22 protein-coding genes and 1 pseudogene are annotated in these 16,551 nt (G+C 45.2%); 3 read left to right on the top strand and 20 right to left on the bottom strand.

Annotated features, from left to right (window positions below; translation table 11 throughout):
* Nucleotides 1-94: 94 nt before the first annotated feature.
* The 14 genes and pseudogenes from ACXAD8_RS19820 to ACXAD8_RS19755 form a co-directional block, all read right to left on the bottom strand.
* On the bottom strand, nucleotides 95-292 hold the full coding sequence (locus tag ACXAD8_RS19820) for an MbcA/ParS/Xre antitoxin family protein (RefSeq protein WP_475231731.1): 198 nt from the start codon (nucleotides 290-292) through the stop codon (nucleotides 95-97).
* 67 nt (nucleotides 293-359) lie between these two features.
* Nucleotides 360-1,112: a substrate-binding periplasmic protein gene (locus ACXAD8_RS19815; protein WP_475231729.1), complete on the bottom strand. Its 753-nt coding sequence runs from the start codon at nucleotides 1,110-1,112 to the stop codon at nucleotides 360-362.
* Nucleotides 1,113-1,475 (bottom strand): hypothetical protein, encoded by a 363-nt coding sequence (locus tag ACXAD8_RS19810; RefSeq protein ID WP_475231727.1) that lies wholly within the window; start codon nucleotides 1,473-1,475, stop codon nucleotides 1,113-1,115.
* Nucleotides 1,476-1,741: 266 nt separating this feature from the next.
* Nucleotides 1,742-3,433, bottom strand: coding sequence for a Na(+)/H(+) antiporter subunit D (locus tag ACXAD8_RS19805; RefSeq protein WP_475231725.1), 1,692 nt, complete (start codon nucleotides 3,431-3,433; stop codon nucleotides 1,742-1,744).
* Nucleotides 3,423-3,716: a hypothetical protein gene (locus tag ACXAD8_RS19800; RefSeq protein WP_475231723.1), complete on the bottom strand. Its 294-nt coding sequence runs from the start codon at nucleotides 3,714-3,716 to the stop codon at nucleotides 3,423-3,425. The genes ACXAD8_RS19805 and ACXAD8_RS19800 overlap by 11 nt, the downstream gene beginning before the upstream one ends.
* Nucleotides 3,717-5,183, bottom strand: coding sequence for a proton-conducting transporter transmembrane domain-containing protein (locus tag ACXAD8_RS19795; RefSeq protein WP_475231721.1), 1,467 nt, complete (start codon nucleotides 5,181-5,183; stop codon nucleotides 3,717-3,719).
* Nucleotides 5,180-6,673, bottom strand: coding sequence for a monovalent cation/H+ antiporter subunit D family protein (locus ACXAD8_RS19790; RefSeq protein ID WP_475231719.1), 1,494 nt, complete (start codon nucleotides 6,671-6,673; stop codon nucleotides 5,180-5,182). Before ACXAD8_RS19790 ends, ACXAD8_RS19795 begins: the two co-directional genes overlap by 4 nt.
* The gene (locus ACXAD8_RS19785; RefSeq protein WP_475231718.1) at nucleotides 6,666-7,082 is read right to left on the bottom strand and encodes a cation:proton antiporter subunit C; all 417 of its coding nucleotides are present in this window, start codon (nucleotides 7,080-7,082) and stop codon (nucleotides 6,666-6,668) included. The genes ACXAD8_RS19790 and ACXAD8_RS19785 overlap by 8 nt, the downstream gene beginning before the upstream one ends.
* On the bottom strand, nucleotides 7,072-8,085 hold the full coding sequence (locus ACXAD8_RS19780; protein WP_475231716.1) for a Na(+)/H(+) antiporter subunit B: 1,014 nt from the start codon (nucleotides 8,083-8,085) through the stop codon (nucleotides 7,072-7,074). The genes ACXAD8_RS19785 and ACXAD8_RS19780 overlap by 11 nt, the downstream gene beginning before the upstream one ends.
* 11 nt (nucleotides 8,086-8,096) lie before the next feature.
* The gene (gene mnhG / locus ACXAD8_RS19775) at nucleotides 8,097-8,462 is read right to left on the bottom strand and encodes a monovalent cation/H(+) antiporter subunit G (RefSeq protein ID WP_475231714.1); all 366 of its coding nucleotides are present in this window, start codon (nucleotides 8,460-8,462) and stop codon (nucleotides 8,097-8,099) included.
* A gap of 5 nt (nucleotides 8,463-8,467) precedes the next feature.
* A complete protein-coding gene (locus ACXAD8_RS19770; RefSeq protein WP_475231712.1) occupies nucleotides 8,468-8,740 on the bottom strand; it encodes an MrpF/PhaF family protein in 273 nt (90 codons plus the stop codon).
* A complete protein-coding gene (locus ACXAD8_RS19765) occupies nucleotides 8,740-9,210 on the bottom strand; it encodes a Na+/H+ antiporter subunit E (protein WP_475231711.1) in 471 nt (156 codons plus the stop codon). The genes ACXAD8_RS19770 and ACXAD8_RS19765 overlap by 1 nt, the downstream gene beginning before the upstream one ends.
* A 57-nt stretch (nucleotides 9,211-9,267) precedes the next feature.
* The gene (locus ACXAD8_RS19760; RefSeq protein WP_475231709.1) at nucleotides 9,268-10,125 is read right to left on the bottom strand and encodes a universal stress protein; all 858 of its coding nucleotides are present in this window, start codon (nucleotides 10,123-10,125) and stop codon (nucleotides 9,268-9,270) included.
* A gap of 284 nt (nucleotides 10,126-10,409) precedes the next feature.
* Nucleotides 10,410-10,869: pseudogene (locus ACXAD8_RS19755) on the bottom strand (helix-turn-helix domain-containing protein).
* Nucleotides 10,870-10,946: 77 nt separating this feature from the next.
* Between ACXAD8_RS19755 and ACXAD8_RS19750 the strand changes: the two are divergent.
* The 3 genes from ACXAD8_RS19750 to ACXAD8_RS19740 all read left to right on the top strand — a co-directional run bounded on the left by ACXAD8_RS19750 (nucleotide 10,947) and on the right by ACXAD8_RS19740 (nucleotide 13,620).
* Nucleotides 10,947-11,438 (top strand): DUF2938 domain-containing protein, encoded by a 492-nt coding sequence (locus ACXAD8_RS19750; protein WP_475231708.1) that lies wholly within the window; start codon nucleotides 10,947-10,949, stop codon nucleotides 11,436-11,438.
* A gap of 210 nt (nucleotides 11,439-11,648) precedes the next feature.
* Nucleotides 11,649-12,569, top strand: a complete 921-nt coding sequence (locus ACXAD8_RS19745) for a site-specific integrase (RefSeq protein ID WP_475231706.1) — start codon at nucleotides 11,649-11,651, stop codon at nucleotides 12,567-12,569.
* Nucleotides 12,544-13,620 (top strand): IS91 family transposase, encoded by a 1,077-nt coding sequence (locus ACXAD8_RS19740; protein ID WP_475233034.1) that lies wholly within the window; start codon nucleotides 12,544-12,546, stop codon nucleotides 13,618-13,620. The genes ACXAD8_RS19745 and ACXAD8_RS19740 overlap by 26 nt, the downstream gene beginning before the upstream one ends.
* Nucleotides 13,621-13,902: 282 nt before the next feature.
* On the opposite strand, the gene ACXAD8_RS19735 is transcribed toward ACXAD8_RS19740, so the two are convergent.
* The 6 genes from ACXAD8_RS19735 to ACXAD8_RS19710 form a co-directional block, all read right to left on the bottom strand.
* The gene (locus ACXAD8_RS19735) at nucleotides 13,903-14,229 is read right to left on the bottom strand and encodes a hypothetical protein (RefSeq protein ID WP_475231705.1); all 327 of its coding nucleotides are present in this window, start codon (nucleotides 14,227-14,229) and stop codon (nucleotides 13,903-13,905) included.
* A 116-nt stretch (nucleotides 14,230-14,345) separates the two neighbouring features.
* The gene (locus tag ACXAD8_RS19730) at nucleotides 14,346-14,708 is read right to left on the bottom strand and encodes a hypothetical protein (protein ID WP_475231703.1); all 363 of its coding nucleotides are present in this window, start codon (nucleotides 14,706-14,708) and stop codon (nucleotides 14,346-14,348) included.
* Nucleotides 14,708-14,956, bottom strand: a complete 249-nt coding sequence (locus tag ACXAD8_RS19725) for a hypothetical protein (protein WP_475231702.1) — start codon at nucleotides 14,954-14,956, stop codon at nucleotides 14,708-14,710. The genes ACXAD8_RS19730 and ACXAD8_RS19725 overlap by 1 nt, the downstream gene beginning before the upstream one ends.
* Nucleotides 14,946-15,173 carry a hypothetical protein gene (locus ACXAD8_RS19720; protein ID WP_475231701.1) on the bottom strand — a complete coding sequence of 76 codons (228 nt, stop codon included), beginning with the start codon at nucleotides 15,171-15,173 and terminating at the stop codon, nucleotides 14,946-14,948. The genes ACXAD8_RS19725 and ACXAD8_RS19720 overlap by 11 nt, the downstream gene beginning before the upstream one ends.
* Nucleotides 15,174-15,184: 11 nt before the next feature.
* Nucleotides 15,185-15,961: an ATP-binding protein gene (locus ACXAD8_RS19715; RefSeq protein WP_475231699.1), complete on the bottom strand. Its 777-nt coding sequence runs from the start codon at nucleotides 15,959-15,961 to the stop codon at nucleotides 15,185-15,187.
* A 147-nt stretch (nucleotides 15,962-16,108) separates the two neighbouring features.
* Complete coding sequence (locus ACXAD8_RS19710; RefSeq protein WP_475231697.1) at nucleotides 16,109-16,423, bottom strand: hypothetical protein; 315 nt, start codon at nucleotides 16,421-16,423, stop codon at nucleotides 16,109-16,111.
* Nucleotides 16,424-16,551 lie beyond the last annotated feature (128 nt).

Here is a 16,551-nt window from a genome sequence, read left to right as displayed (position 1 = left end):
GAAGTGAAATTTATTAGAAATTATTTTTAAGGGACAAGAGAGCTTGAAACGGAATGAAACGCCCTTTTAGCGCCTTTTAATGAAAAATTGGGGACTATTGCTGATTCTTAGTTTCTGAGTCGCCGTTGCAAACGTCCAGATAGTTTAGAATTTTTTTACGCCCTTCCTCTGAAGAATACAGCTGCAATGGTGTGGCATTATTAAACAAAGCGCATGGATGATTGAGCCACCTTTCTGTGAGTCTGGCATCTTTGAAAAATAACATGGCTTTTCTGTAGAGTTCACTTTCCATTATACAGACCTTCGTTTACAGCACCCGAAACATAGATGGAATTCATAAAAATGTAAAGTAACACGCTTCAAAGATGCCACTCTGACTTTAATCTGGCATAAGTGCCATCGGCCTTAATTGCTATCAGCGCCTGGCTCAGTTTATCCACCACAGTTTTTTCGGTTTTTAGGCCTGTAGCGAAATGTAATTCCCGGGCTAACTCCGGCAGTTCCAAAAAGCGCATAACTTGCTCGGGAGAATAACCGGCCTCTTCGATTTCGAGATTTTGTGACAAAGTGTTGGTCAATACAAAGTCGATATGGGATTTAAACAGCATGCCCCACAGATGATCGTAGCGAGTGGCTAGTCCCAGATTGTGTTTGTCACTGAAACCTTGTTGCCGCAAGTAGCTCTCAGAAAAATAGCCCCTGACTGTACCGACAACATGTTTTTTGGCGTCATCCAACGATGTCAGTTCAATATCCTTGTTACTTTTCAAACCAATCAGAAAAGCCTGGGTTTCATAAACGGCCCCGAGCCACTGGAACTGGGCTTCTCTCGTTTCAGATCGCAACAGAGACAACATAAACACATTGGATTGGCTTGTAGTCAGCTCAAAAGCTCTTGCCTGAGGCATCAGGATAGTTTTTGCGCTCATACCAGCTCTTTTGGTCACTTCAGACGCCAGGGACACCAAAAAACCATCTGGAATATGTTTATCGTTCTTAAAGTGAATAGGAGGGAGCTCTTCAGCGACAAACAATAAAGGTTTTGCTAAGACATCAACTGCCACCAGAGCCAATAGTATTAAAAATCCCCGGTAACAGCGCAACAAGGTCATTTATCTTTGCACCTGCAAGTTTGCCAATAGGGCTTCTAAATAGCCAATAGCCTCAGGTTCCTTGGCAAAAAGGATGTCATCCAAATCAGGTTGGGCTCCCAACTTTTCCCTGATGCGGCGAGTTTGAGCAATCGCTACCGGAGAACTGAGCACATAAGCCGCTCCGACACACCCCATCTGCATACCGATTTTAACCCCTTCCATCAGCAAAGCTTCAGCCTCTTCAGTACCGGCCATCGCTTCCGAAGAACTACTGAGATAAGCCCATGGGCTGCCCCTAAGATCCCCCACCGCCACCGGCAAGTTTTCACAAAAAAAGTGCATGACGCTGGCATTAATCGCCCCTGTGAATCGGGATATCACAATACATCCCTTTCTTTCCAAAGAGACGCCACCATGTTTATTTTTGAATTTCAGCAGTTCTGTCAAACTTTCAATTTCAGCGTTAGTTGATATCAAGCCTCTGAGAGCGATTACCGTCAGAACTGTTTGGTTCTCATGGTTGACTCTCACCTCCGATTCAGATTGTGTGATTAGCAAGGGCTTTCATGCACAGCCAGACTGTTTTGCACCAGCCTATAGTAGCTGTCAAAATTTCAGAATGGAATTACTATTACACTCAAAGCATATCACAAAAAACTAAACAGTAAGTATGACGCCAACAGCACTGTGACCCACATCACCATAGTACTGGTGGGGTTGGTTTTGGAAAGTTTGCCAAAGGGGCCTTTGCGCTGCAAAAAGATATGATTCAGGCTATCCAGCCAGGCACTTACCCCATGACCCAAAGCGCGCTCTGCGCTTTTGAACATCGCCATACCTTTGCGCAAACCAGCGGGTAACAACATGCGATACAGCCATTCGACATCAATATTTACAGAGCGCAATTCAGGCGGGTAGTAACCTTTTAAATTCAGCCAGACAAAAGCCAGCGCAGAGAAGAATAACAACTGAGTCTGGGCCAGCACGTGAGTTGTATCATAAGGCGTGTAATTTATCCCAAAGGGCAACAGACTATAGAGAAATTCCGGATAAATACCGATGCTGACGCACAAAGTGGCAGCGATCGCCATGGCCAGCAACATATTCAGCGGTGCTTCCTGAGTTCTGATACCACTATCGTGGGCAAAAAAGGCGAAATAAGGAATTTTAATACCGGCGTGATGGAACACCCCAGCCGAGGCAAATAACAACATCAACCATATCCAGTCATAACCTTCTTTTAATGCTGCGCTCATCACCATTGATTTACTGACGAAACCACTGAATAACGGAAAGGCCGAAATCGATGCGGCTCCCACCAGGCAGAAAATCGTGGTTTTCGGCATACTTTTGTACAATCCCCCCAGTTCAGAGGCATTACTGCGCCCGGTCATATGCAGCACAGCCCCGACAGACATAAACAACAGACCCTTAAAGATAATATCGTTGAAGGCGTGAGCAACGGCTCCGTTGATAGCTAACGCAGTACCGATACCAATGCCCACTACCATAAAGCCAATCTGATTGATCATGCTATAGGCCAGCACCCGACGTAAGTCATTCTCAATCACCGCGTAGAAGATAGGGAAACAGGTCATCGCGGCACCCACGTATACCAACAACTCGGTGCCAGGGTAAGCGCGGGCTAACATATACACTGCGGTTTTGGTGGTAAAGGCACTGAGGAAAACCGTGCCTGTTGCAGTGGATTCGGCATAGGCATCAGTTAACCAATTGTGGAACAGTGGAAAGGCGCATTTAATGCCAAAAGCCAGCAAAATCAGCCAGCCTGCCGTGCTTTGCAATCCAATAAATCCCAAATCCACCTGGCCCGTATCACGGATATAAAGAATGGTGCCAGCAATCAGCAATAAACCTGATATCACCTGAAAATACAAATATCTCAGGCCTGAGAATATAGCGCGCTCTGAACGTCTGGCCCAAACCAGAAACACAGAAGTCAGTGCCAGCATCTCCCAGAACACTATGACGCTGATCAGGTCACCAGAAAACACCGCCCCCAGCGCGCTACCGGCATAAAGTAAACCAGCAATTTGCTGCATTTTATCTTTCACGTGCCAGGCATAAATGGCGGCAATGATGGCGGTAATATGAAAAATAATACCAAACAGAATACTCAGTTTATCGACTTTAAAAGGGGCCAGTTGTAACTCGAATAAACTTAATTGCCAGTGCACCCCGTCTGATAAACTCAGGCAATGTACCAACCCAATAATCGGCACCAACACTGCAATGACAGGTCGCAAGCGATCATTCGCCAGCAGGGCAACCACGGCACCCAGATAAAACAGAACAAAAGGGGCTAGTTCAATCACCATTGTGAACCTCGCTACTCTGTTTGCTATCTTGCGCAGGCGGGTCGTAGTAGTCCTCGTCCCGCATCAACCAGATCCGCATCCATTTGGCTATCAATACCAGCACCACGCACCCCACAAAACCGTACAAGGGATAAAAACCGGGAAGCGATTCCCAGGGGTGCTCAGTGTGGCGATGCACTACGAAATCCAGAAGCAACAACACCGCGCAAACGATATAGAACCCCAGTAGCAAGCGCTGCACGACTTTGGGATCATCAAACATGGCTTTTTCTGCTTTTTTCATTTACACCACCCTGCTTGCGAATTGGTATATGACATCGGCATAAAAAAATAAGCCCAAACAGGCCAGCGTGGTCAGAATAATGGCCAGTAATGATGCTTTGGGAGCCAGATCTATAGTGCCAAAATTCTCGTGGGACTCATCGGAAACCGGGGTTGCAGGAAAAAATGCGCGCATGGAAATTGGCAGTAAGTAACCAATACTCAATAGTGAGCTGAGCATAAGAACCAACATCAACAGCCAGTGTTGCGTCTCGACAGTGGCCATCAAGAGTAGCCATTTGCTCCAGGTGCCGCCCGCAGGTGGTAAACCGATAATACCTAAACTGGCAATGGCAAAAGCCAGCATAGTAATAGGCATCTGTTTACCTATTCCCTGCATCTCCTGAATCTCTGTTTTGTGGGTAGCCACCAATATTGCACCGGCACAAAAAAACAACGTTATCTTGCTGAACGCATGCATTGCAATGTGCATAGTGCTACCCATTATTCCCAACGGTGTGGCGAGTAAGGCCCCCATAGTGATATAGCCCAACTGACTGACTGTTGACCAGGCAAGTCGCGCTTTGAGGTTGCGTTTTCTGATGGCGACTAAAGAGGCGATCAAAATTGAGAAACCGGCCAGATAGAGCAAAAAGGTGGTGCCAGGTAAGCTTGCCAGGCGCTCGGTTCCGAATATGTACACCATTACCTTTAAGATGGTGAACACCCCGGCTTTCACCACGGCGACAGCATGCAGCAGTGCACTCACCGGTGTCGGAGCCACCATGGCGGCTGGCAACCAGCTGTGCAAGGGCATGAGAGCCGCTTTACCCACTCCAAAAACAAACAAGACCAACAATACCGATACCACCGAATCACTGACATCAGCAAACACGCCACCGGCCTGGAAATCCAGAGTACCGGCAAAATGCCAGGTGCTGATAATCGCCAACAACAGAAATAAAACCGAGGAAAGCAGCAAAATGCCCAAATACACTCTGGCTCCGCGTTTAGCTTTGGCGGTTCCCGCATGTGCCACCAGTGGAAAGGTAGACAGGGTCAGCAATTCATAAAAGATAAACAGGGTCATCAGGTTGGCCGCAAAGGCAATGCCCAAAACAGAAAAAATGGCGATGGCAAAGAAACAATAGAATTGTGTTTGTCTGGGCTCATGATGGGCCCGCATGTAGCCAATGGCATATAAGGTAGTTACTGGCCATAAAATACTGGCCACCAGCGCAAATACCATACCCAGCGGTTCCAGTTTAAAAGCGATGTCCACGCCGGGAAACAGGGTAAACCAACTAAAAGCTATCTCAGCTCCTGCCAGCACAGTTTGCAGCAACTGCAGATTGCAAATAATAACCCCAATGCCAACAGCAATACTGGCTGCTTCGCGCAAATTCGGTTGTTTGCGTAACAGCACAATTGCCAGCACCAGCGCCAGCGGCAATAGTAATGTCAGTAGTAACAAGTCATTGTTATTCATGGCATTACCCCGATTTGCATCAGCTGGATGGCTATCTGTTCAGATAAAGTCACCGTTAATCGAGTGTCTACACCAAAATAGATATTGGCCAGCACCATTATCCATACGGGGATCAGCAAAGTCAGCGGTGCTTCCTGAACTTCATCCGGCTTAATTAACGCTGGTTTAAAATAGGCGGCTTCCACCACTTTCCAGATGTAAATTACCGACAGTAATGAACCCACCAAAATAATCACAGAAACCAAATACCAGCCCTGTGCAAGCGCAGCCTGCAGCAGGAACCACTTACTGACGAATCCCACGGTTAACGGCATACCAATAATGCTTAACCCGCCAATAACGAGCGCCGCCAGAGTGAAAGGCATTTGCCTGCCAAGTCCCTGAATATGCTTCCGGCTTACTCCCCCTATCCGATACAGCACAGCCCCTAAAGTTAAAAACAACGCCCCTTTCATCAGCGCGTGATTAAACAAATGCAGTAAACAGGCCATTAAGCCGGCAACCGTGCCAAAGCTTAGCCCCAGCACCATATAACCAATTTGCGCGATACTGGAATAGGCCAGCATTCGCTTGATGTTTTGCTGATTGATTGCCACCAATGAAGCTACCAGAATACCCAAAGTGCCAAGGGTGACAAACACCGCCTGAAGCGGGATTGTGGTAAACGAAAACTCCACGCCAAACACTGCAAATACAAAGCGAATCACCACATAAAGCGCCACTTTTGTGGATGAAGCCGCTAAAAACGCAGTCACCACTGTGGGAGCATAAGCATAGGCATTGGGCAACCACATGTGTAAAGGAAACAAAGCCAGTTTTAAGCAGACACCCACAATAAAAAAGCAAAAAGCCACAAAAATAGTCCGGGTATCATCCATGGCGGGTAATCTTTCTGCCAGATCCGCCATATTCAGGGTTCCGGTTTTCATATACATGAGTCCGATGCCGATTAATATGAACGTTGCGCCGATTGTGCCCATCACCAGATATTGAAAGGACGCCCATAAGGCTCGTCTGTCGCGTCCCAATGCAATCAGGACATAGGATGACAATGAGGATATTTCCAGAAAGACAAACAGATTGAAGGCATCCCCCGTAACCAGGATGCCCAGCAGCCCAGCGAAACACAATAAGTAGGAAACGTAGAAGTAGGTGTGTTTTCCCGGCGCGATATCTTTTTTATTTTCCAGGCTGGTATAGGCCGAACCAATCACCACTGTACTTATGCCGGTAATGAGCATTGCCACAAAAGCGTTGAGTTGGTCCACCCTAATCTCGATACCATAAGGAGGTAGCCAACCACCTACGTGATAAGAGAGCGGACCTGAATCTGACACCTCAATCAACAGTAGCGTCGACACCATAAATGCAAAGCCAGACACCAAAAAGGTAAACAACCAGTTGAGTTTTTTATGGTTAATCAACAGGCACAGCGGAGCTGCAAGTAGGGGCACAACTACCTGTAATATGGGCAATTGTGAGCTACTCATCACCGGCTTTACTCCGTTTTTCACTGCGACGCTTTTTCACATCCCAGCGTTGAATAACATCTTCTTCAACGGTGTGATAAGCGCGTTTTATTCTGACTATCAGCGCCAATGCCACAGCCGTGGTGGAAATACTGACCACTATTGCCGTGAGAATCAGCACATGGGGTAATGGATTGGAATAGGTCGCACTTCCCTCCTCAATCAAAATAGGTGCGGTAGCCCCTACCACCTTGGCCATGCTGATATATAAAATGAATACAGAGGTTTGGAATATCGTCAGTCCCACCACTTTTTTGATCAGATTGCCGTCGGTGATCACGATAAACAAACCACACATCATCAGTGCCACCACCACCCAGTAGTTATACAGACCAAAAAATGTTTGCAGCCACGGAGAATCAAATGTCATTGATCACCTTTGATTCAGTGTTTTCCTGAGCACTCGCTTTCTTTGCCGATTTAGCAGGCACAATCACACTGCCTGTAAAGGTAAAAAATACGCTAACCATTACTGCAGCTACAGTTAGCCCGACGCCAAGCTCGATGAGTAAAATACCGATGTGTTGTCCGGATAAAGGGTTTTCTAACAATACTGAATAATCTAAAAAGCGACCGCCTTTAAGCATTGAGACTATGCCGACCGATCCGTACAGCAACACCCCAAGCGCAGCAACAAAACGTATCACGGGTAAACTGATCACCTGCATGGCTTTTTCCAGGCCATACAACATGCTGTATAAAATAATGGCGGCAGCGAATATAACCCCGGCCTGAAATCCGCCGCCAGGACCAAAATCACCGTGAAACTGCACATATAATGCAAACAGCAATATAAATGGGATCAGCAACTTCGAGGTAATGCGCAAAATCAGGTGCTGCTTCATGGGTTGTAGGTCGTCGGCTTTAAAGCCTTCGGGTGAATGGGGTAACAATGCCAGCACCGCCACGCCCGCTGTGAATACCACCACTAACTCTCCAAAGGTATCAAAGCCCCGATAACTGGCCAAAACAGCAGTAACATAGTTGGGTATGCCGATTTGTTGCTCGGTATTCTCCAGATAATAAGCAGCCACATGACCGTTGGCAGGGTTATCAGCCATGCCGAAATAGGGCATGCCCAGCGTTCCGTATATGAGTAACACGCCGATGATCAACACCAGAAACAGACCAATTCTGGTGCGAATACCAGGTCGGGACAACTCATAGCGACCAGTGATGGCCAACGTGGTCAACATCAATATGGTGGAAATTCCGGCCCCCACTGCCGCCTCGGTAAAAGCCACATCCACGGCATCTAAAACCACAAATAAACTGGCAGACAGCAAACCGTAAATACCGCTTAACATGGCGATAGCAAACAAATCCTTCAGCGCAATAATAGTGAAGGCCGTGAGCAATAAAAAAAACAGCAAGAAAATATGGATCAGTGTTTCGATTTTACACCTCCTGATACTTCTGTTTGTTCAGAATCTGAGGGAATATCAATAGTGCGCCGTTCACCAAGAGGTTTATGACCACTGTGAATCGCCGCCTTTGCCATGGCGTGGCCCGATGCAGGCCCGGTAACTAACAAAAACACCAAAATAAAAAACAATTTCAGCGTCACCAGAGTCAGACCTGACTGCAGCATCAAGCCAGAAAGTACCAGTCCTGCCCCCAAAGTATCGGTGACACTGGCAGCATGCATACGTGTAAAAAAGTCGGGAAAGCGATGCAGACCCACCGCCCCTGAGAAACAGAAGAAACTCCCCGTAAGCAACAAGATACCACTGAGAATATCAATCAGCATAAGTATCACCTGTCACGATTAACTTCTCCCCGCTTGTCGTATTCAAAAAAGCGCAGGATGGCAATGACACTGATAAAGTTTATCAGCGCGTAAACCAGGGCAATATCCAGGAACATAGGTCTGCCCATCAAAAAACCCACGACGGCAATAAACAAAACGGTTTTCGTGCCAAACATATTTACCGCCAAAATGCGGTCGTAAAGAGATGGGCCGGACATCGCTCTCAGCAAGGCTAAGAACATAGTCACGACTATGGCAATTACTGCAGCGGTAAACATTAAGACACCAACTGTCGAACTTTTTGGCTTTTCTCACCACTTAGGATATTACTGCTCACAGCTTCCGCCAGAGCATGCACCGTGATGCTGTCCTGTTGTAATTCCACTGTAAGGGTGCCGGGCGTGACCGAAATAGCATTGGCGTAGATCACTTTTTCAATATCGCCGGCGTGATGCAATTTATAGGTGAGCAGCGTTGGTGAGATATCAGGTTTGGCTTGCCAGATGTATTTTACAACCTGGATATTGGACAAGATCAAATCATGCAAAAGCCAGATTAAAAATTGGGGTAACTTTTGAAGGAATCCAACCGGGTGCGTTTCACCGTCCAGCATATCCAGTCGATACACCAGATACATCACTAAGGCCACAGACGCCGCCCCCAGGCTCAACATAAAAAGTGATGTGTGACCGGACATTAACACCCAGAACAGCGCTAAGGTCATACCAAAACTAACAGTATGTCGCATATCCCCTCCACGCCAGCATTTAGCAGCTGACTAAACCTTTGCAGATATTGTTATTCCTTACTTAATAGCCTCTATGATCAGAGAGTCGGTTCGCAAATGATGCATGACTTTTTCAGCGACATTGCCAATAATCATGCTGGACAAGCCAGTTCTGCCCATACTGCCCATGATCACCATCTCTGCTTTTAAATCGTTAGCACAATGCGGGATCATCTTTTCGGGTAAACCAACCGTGACGTGCATCTGAACATCGGGAATGTCAGCCTCAGACACAACCTCAACCAACTTTTCCTCTGCTGCAGCGCGATGTTTGCGCTCATATTGTTTAACATCGATTAAATCCAGGTCCATTTGGATGCCTGACACCGGAATGCAATAAACCACATGAATCTGGCAATCAAACACCGATGCCCACTTTTTTGTCCAGCTCAAAATGGACCTGTTGAGCTCTTTATGAGCCGCGTCGTCTGATGTTGGATCTATCGCCGTCATCACCGCATGTCTGCAATTCCAACGATGGTGATGGGCAATTAACACTGGTACTGACACGCTGCGGATCAGCTCCCAATCGCAAGGAGTGTGAAATAATGATTCTGACCGATGCCCGGTTTTAATTATCAGATCAAAGCTCTTAGTTTCGCAGTAAGCTGTTACCCACCTAGCTACATCGGTAGTGACAACCACCTTGCTTTTAATCGCATCTTTATGAGGATAATCCTCAAAAATTTCACTTAAGGTAGCCGACAACTCTGCAGTCAATCTTTCAATTGTTGCCGCGTCGTTATTGTCTTCTTCCTTTATAAAGCGGATCACTTCGATATCTTCTCCCATCGGAGCAGCAATGTCGTGAGCTTTAATTAATGAGCAATTTTCCCGCTCGTGCTTATCAGTAATAACCAGAATCGTTTTAGCCATACGGCCTCTTTATAGCGCGTTTTTTGAACGAATAAGCCTAAGTATAGATGAGATCTTAAAAATTGAAGGAAAACCGAACAAATCTTGGAAATAGCATTTAAAATCAATGATATAAAAACAACTAAAAACTCTGAAGAAGTTATTTGACAGTGCTAATTCAGGCTGGAGAAAAGGCCTGCAACCCAGGGGGAGAGCATGAATGCTCATGGTGTCCAGAAACTAATAATGGCTATTTGCATTCTAAGGTTGGATTTAACTTTTGAATGTAATTGAAAACGCCGCGTTCACCGGCATGTCCGGCGCAACGCTTTGTTAGATCTCTGTTGTTTTACTAGCTTATTTGAAGCTTCACCTTTAATCGCGCCACTTGCAGCCAGGCTCATTAGTCGACGAAATCTCGGGCACTCCAGGTGACCAAGCGCTTTACAAGCTGCTGCATGTTGAAGACCATCACGCATTGCCACTAATTTTTTAATAGTACTATCCAGTTCACTGGCTTTACTCAGCAACAAATCTCTATCAATACCAGGATTTTCTTCAGACCCCAATATGCTCGCATATTTCTTCCAATGAAAACCCTGCTACGCGCCCTAATGCAATCAATTCGAGGCGTTCAATTACACCTTCTCCAAAAACTCGGCGTATACCCTGTCTACCAATAGAGTTGATTAATCCTTTTTCCTCATAGAAGCGTAGAGTTGAAGCAGGAACACCAGATTGTTTAGCAACCTGAGAAATATCCATAACACCCCTTGACTTAAAGTTGACTTGAAGTTGTACATTCGCATTACATCGAGATCAAAACCAGAAATGGAGAAGTCGTGGACAATATAATTTTTGTAATATTAATCGGAATTGGTGCAACCGCAGTCATGGACTTGTGGTCTTTGCTAAGGAAACACTTACTTAACATTCCGCCAACTAATTGGGGGTTGGTTGGGCGCTGGGTAGCTTACATGAAACAAGGGAAATTTCGCCATATTGCTATTGCAGAATCTAACCCTATCTACGGCGAGCAATTCATTGGATGGACGGCTCACTATTTAATCGGTATAGCCTACGCAGCGTTGTTAATAATCATCTTCGGAAAAACATGGTTCCTTAACCCTTCAGTTGGCCCCGCACTCGCAGTGGGTATGTCCACAGTTGTTGCTCCTTTTTTTATATTGCAACCAGGAATGGGAATGGGTGTTGCTGCATCCCGAACACCCACCCCTAACTCTGTTAGGCTGCAAAGCATTATTAATCATGCAGTATTTGGCTTTGGTCTTTTTATATCAGCTGTGGCAGTAAAATTTATTTATTCGATATAAACACTGTACTCAATGATGGATAGAAAAGAATCAGAAAGCGAGTTTCTTACAGAGCACTAATAGATGAGCTTAGATCTAACACCCACATAAGGGGCAGTAATGCGGCTTAATGTGATTGTTGAACAAAGCCGCTACGCGGCAGAAAAGGTAAAGATCGGCTGAACTCTTAGTACCACTCATGTGAGTGGCAATCTGCTAAGAGGTCCAGTGATGAATACCAAAGAGCAACAACGCTTTAACACTTTATACCAAACTTACCTGAATGAACTCACATTACAAGGTAAAACCCCCAGCACTATCGACAGTTACAGTCGGTGTATCCGACAGGTCACGGCGTATTTTGATGCCTGTCCCGACACGCTGACATCCGACCAATTAAAAACCTGGTTTCTGCACCTGACAAAAACCCGCTCATGGAGTCTGGTCAAAATCAGTCGCAACGCCATTCAGTTTCTGTATCGCCATGTACTACAACAGCCATGGGAATGGGTGAACATCGTTAAACCGCCACGGGAGTCAAGGCTGCCGGATGTGCTGTCGGTGGCGGAGTTAGAACGCATCATCAACCATACCCGAAAACTGAGTTATCAGACTTACTTTTTAACGGTTTACAGTATGGGGTTACGGTTATGCGAAGGCCTGAATCTCAAGGTGGAAGACATTGATGCCGCCCGGATGCGGGTGCATATTCGCAGTGCCAAAGGCAACAAAGACCGCTATGTGCCCATGCCTGAGCGGACGTTAAATGCCCTGCGACGCTACTGGTCAACACATCGCCATCCACAGTTGCTGTTCCCCGGTGGTAAACCACCCCATACCCGTGAAGGCCGGGCGCTGGTGATGGCCAAAGGCGGTGTCCAGAAAGCCATCGTGAACGTCGCCAGAGAGTGCGCTATCCACAAGCGGGTTCATATTCATACTCTGCGTCATTCCATTGCCACCCACATGCTCGAAAGTGGCCTGAGCCTGCGGGCCATTCAGACCTTTTTAGGTCACAGTGACCCCAAAACAACGGCTATCTATACACGACTGAGCGCGGAAGTTAAAAGCAACCGCCGGGCTACGCTTGAGCACATCATCAACAGCATGGACATCCACTGGCATAATGGAGCAGAACATGACCCTCAATGACATCGTGCAACAGGCGCAATCAGGTTTTGAACAGGCCTTTCATTCCCGGCTGTTGCCCGGCCATTATCAGGCATTGAACTGCATCAGGCAATGTCATACCCCCGAATGTGGGCAGTGGCACTATCACTGCACGTCCTGTGATAAGGACCAGACCCTCAAAGCCGGTTGCGGACACCGTCATTGTCCCTCATGCCAGCACGGTACGAATGAAGACTGGCTGGTAAAGCAGAAACAGCGGTATCTGCCGGTCACCTGGTTTATGGTGACTTTTACCTTACCTCGTGAGTTGCGGGGATGGGCGTTCCGGCATCAGAAGAATGCCTTCAGCCGGTTGTTTGAGTGTGGAATGCAAACAGTAAAGGACTTCTTCAAACGGGAACGACACCGGGGCGATTGCCCCGGTATGCTGGCGGTGTTGCACACGCACTCCCGACAACTCAACTACCACCCCCACGTTCATATTCTGGTGCCCGGCGCCTGGCTGGATAACGCAGGCCATCTGACTCTGGCTAAAAAGACCCGCTACCTGTTTAAAACGCAGAATCTGGCGGCCGTGTTTCGGGGGAAGTTTCTGACGTATATTCATCAGCAGTATGATGATATTCCCAACAGGCTCCCCACCCAATGGGTGGCTGACTGTCGTCCGGTGGGTGATGGTGTGCCTGCGTTTACTTACCTTGCTCAATACCTGTATCGTGGCGTGATTGGTAACCGGCAGATTCTGGCTTATCAGAATGAGCAGATCACCTGGCAATATCAGGACAACAAGGCACAGACACAGGTGGTGCAGGAGCACTGTCATGCTTTTTTATGGCGGGTGATACAACATGTTTTACCCAAAGGGTTCCGGCGGGTAAGAAGCAGCGGAATACTGCATGGTAATGCCCAAAAGCGGCTGGCAAGGTTAATGCAACAACTGAAGATTAAGCCAGCGGAATCGTTGTCAGCGCAGAGTAGCAAAGCACAGGTTATCTGCCCTTGCTGCCACAGACCGATGGCATTGTGGAATGTCACCCTGCCGGCCAGAAAGTTAACGGACTCACCGACATAAAACAGGGACGTGCCCGACAACAGGGATGATGGCCGATGAAAAGTGAAACCTGACAGAGGAGACCTGACTCAAAACAAGATAAAAACAGCCTTGTATGATCCCCGTTAGTCGCATCGGGCAACGGCTAAGGTTTCGCTCGCCCTGAAATCCCTCGCGGGTCAGCTTAGAAATTGCCTCAGAGGATTTATCTCCATAAATATAGTATCCCCCAATTCTGCGCTCCGGGCTTGTTCAACAACAGGATAGGTCGCGGCTTCGCGCGACTTATCCTTATTCGTTATATTACGTTTTATTAAAGCTATCAACGGCTTGCTTATAGCTTTTGCTGTTTTTTGTGTAGATGATTACAACTAGAAGTACAGGCAACATAAAAAAACCGACACCACCCGCGTTGTGTAAGTTATTTTGTGTTGCATAGTTTAGGAACCAACCAAAACCAGAAAAGCAAACGAAGATAAAGGTGAAATAATATGGGAAAGAGCCTACTTTAAGCGCGTTGAATAGTTTATTTTTAAACGCCATCAATAAAGCAAAATATAAAAACCAAAAAATAATTGCTTTGATGTCTAAATTTATAGCAAAAGCAACTCCCAGCAATGGGCTTGCCATAAAGTACATCAATATTATTTCAACTAGCTTATACGGTAATTTCATCGAGTAATATAACGCCCCAAACACCGGCGTAGCTCTGCTGCGTCCGCGTGATTTGGCTTGTTATGCCTTGCTCATTCGTACGAAAAGTATAAATTACTACTCAATTTCAAACGCTTATAAACCATAGTTAGTTCTTTGATATAAAATAGGGCTTCCCTCATCTCTTTAATCGTTGGATTATCATCCATATGATCAAATACCTTCTCTAACTCTTTTTGCCTTTCACATTCAGTAAGATCAAGCAGAACTTTTCGGTTTTCTTCCGTAAGTTCTACTGCGGAAATACTGTATTCTTCTTCCTCAATAGTTAAAGTGCGCTCTCTATATTCGACTTTTCCGGCAAACCCTATTTTGGCTAGCCTTTCATAACAATTCTGGGATACGGATATAACTTCAGGTTCATTTTTGCCATCAAAAAATGTAAGCTCCAACATTATTCAGTCTCCTTTTTTTCTTTTGACTCTAGTTCTTCTCTCACGACCTCTCTTAAGCGTTCAACCTCGTTGGGTTCCACGCCTTCATACAAAGTTACCCCACCGTCATAAAGAATATCTTTGGTTGTCTGAGATGCTTTTGCCTGAATAATCAGAATATCTATAGTCCCTTTGTCTATAATATCTCTTGCTTGAGAAGGAAAAATATTTTTCCGTGTCTTGATCTCCCCAAACTTCTTACTCATCATTTTTATCCTTAGTATATTTGTACTTTCCGATATATTTGTCTAATGCATTAATTAACTCATCTTTTCTATCCTGAGGGTATTCGAAATCTCCTCTAGGATCATTGTTTGTAGATGGTGTAACTGTTATATCGTGCAATTCAGCTATTTCAACGACAAGTTTCGTTGTATCCCTGTGCTCTTCCAACTTCTTGATCATTTTATCTTCATCAGTAGTCAAAATTCACCTCCTTACTTTTGGCTCTGAGTGATATCATGAAATGTTTGATAATCCAGAAAACATTTAGAGTTTATCTTCTCTGTCTTGTCTGAAATCAAGCTATTCATATACAACCTAGAGAAAAGATACTTCACTTCGCCTAAAGTATATTTCTTTTGTGTATACAACTTAAATATTTCACTGATCGATGATTCTTCAACTTCAAGGCTTGTCAAATCAACCAACTCATTTAAAAAATTTTCAAATGTTGTTTCATCGAGTTCAACATTAAAATCTTCTTTAAAATAGAACCTTCTTAGAATTGAGGTATCGATACTTTCTTTAACATTAGTTGTTGCAATAATTATATATTGATAAATTTCACCACTTCTAACCAACTCATCTATTATTGTGTTAAAAGTCAAAAGTATTCTTTTGATGCTCTCATTATCATTTTGATACCTGCTTATAGTAAACGCATCGACTTCATCCATAATAATAAAGCAGCGTGAATTGTTCTCTTCGATTTCATTCTTTCTTTTCTTAAAATATTCCCTGAGATTAGAAGAGGACTCACCGAAATTATGCGAAATCAACTCGTCGATGTTCAACCTCGCAACATCGATGTTGTATTCCTCTTTTAGCTGTTCATAAATAATACTTGCAACTGAGCTTTTTCCTGTACCGGGAAAACCATCAAATAGAAAGGTCGGATATATCGACAATTGTGAGAGCTTAGAAAGTTGACTGTCATCAGAATCCAAAAATACCTTACAGGATTTATGAAGTTGCTCTATTTTACTATCCAAGCAATACAGCTTATTAGAAGGACTCAATTCTCCCTTACTCCTTGATCAAACTTGGCTAAACTAGAGGCATAACGGTTAACATATGGGGATTTTAAGAGCGTTTTTGGCCGAAGGCCAGCGAGTAAAATTCCCACCATGATGTTTTTGTTATGTGCAACATGCTAACAGTTGCCTTTGTAACTCAGTATTTTCACAACCAATAATGTCTAAACCGATGACAACTGACTTTTCAGAGTAAACAAGCATAACTGTATACGCCTTATCACCTGTAGGGAAAGTATCTTCTAGTTTTTCATTTTCTGAGGTTGTAAAACTTATCGTGAATGCTGAATCGTCAGAAGCGAAGGACTCACATGATTTAATTTTCATACCTTTTAGCTGATCAGCAAATCCTTTTTCACCTTCAGCTATCAGAGAAGATTTTACTTCTTCAAATAGGTCTGGGAGCTCATCCTTAAACATCAATTTCTCCGTTGCACATAACGGCCTCGGTTAAACGGCAAAATATGGCTGGCTAAACTACCCGAAGAATGAGGGGGAGCCAGCGAGATTTTGTCCGAATTGCACCGTTTGTTAGCCCTTTACCGATA

Source organism: Planctobacterium sp. AWH2_060 (assembly GCF_056158425.1).
The sequence above is the reverse complement of the archived record's forward strand: the minus strand, read 5'-3'. Positions and strand labels throughout refer to the sequence as shown.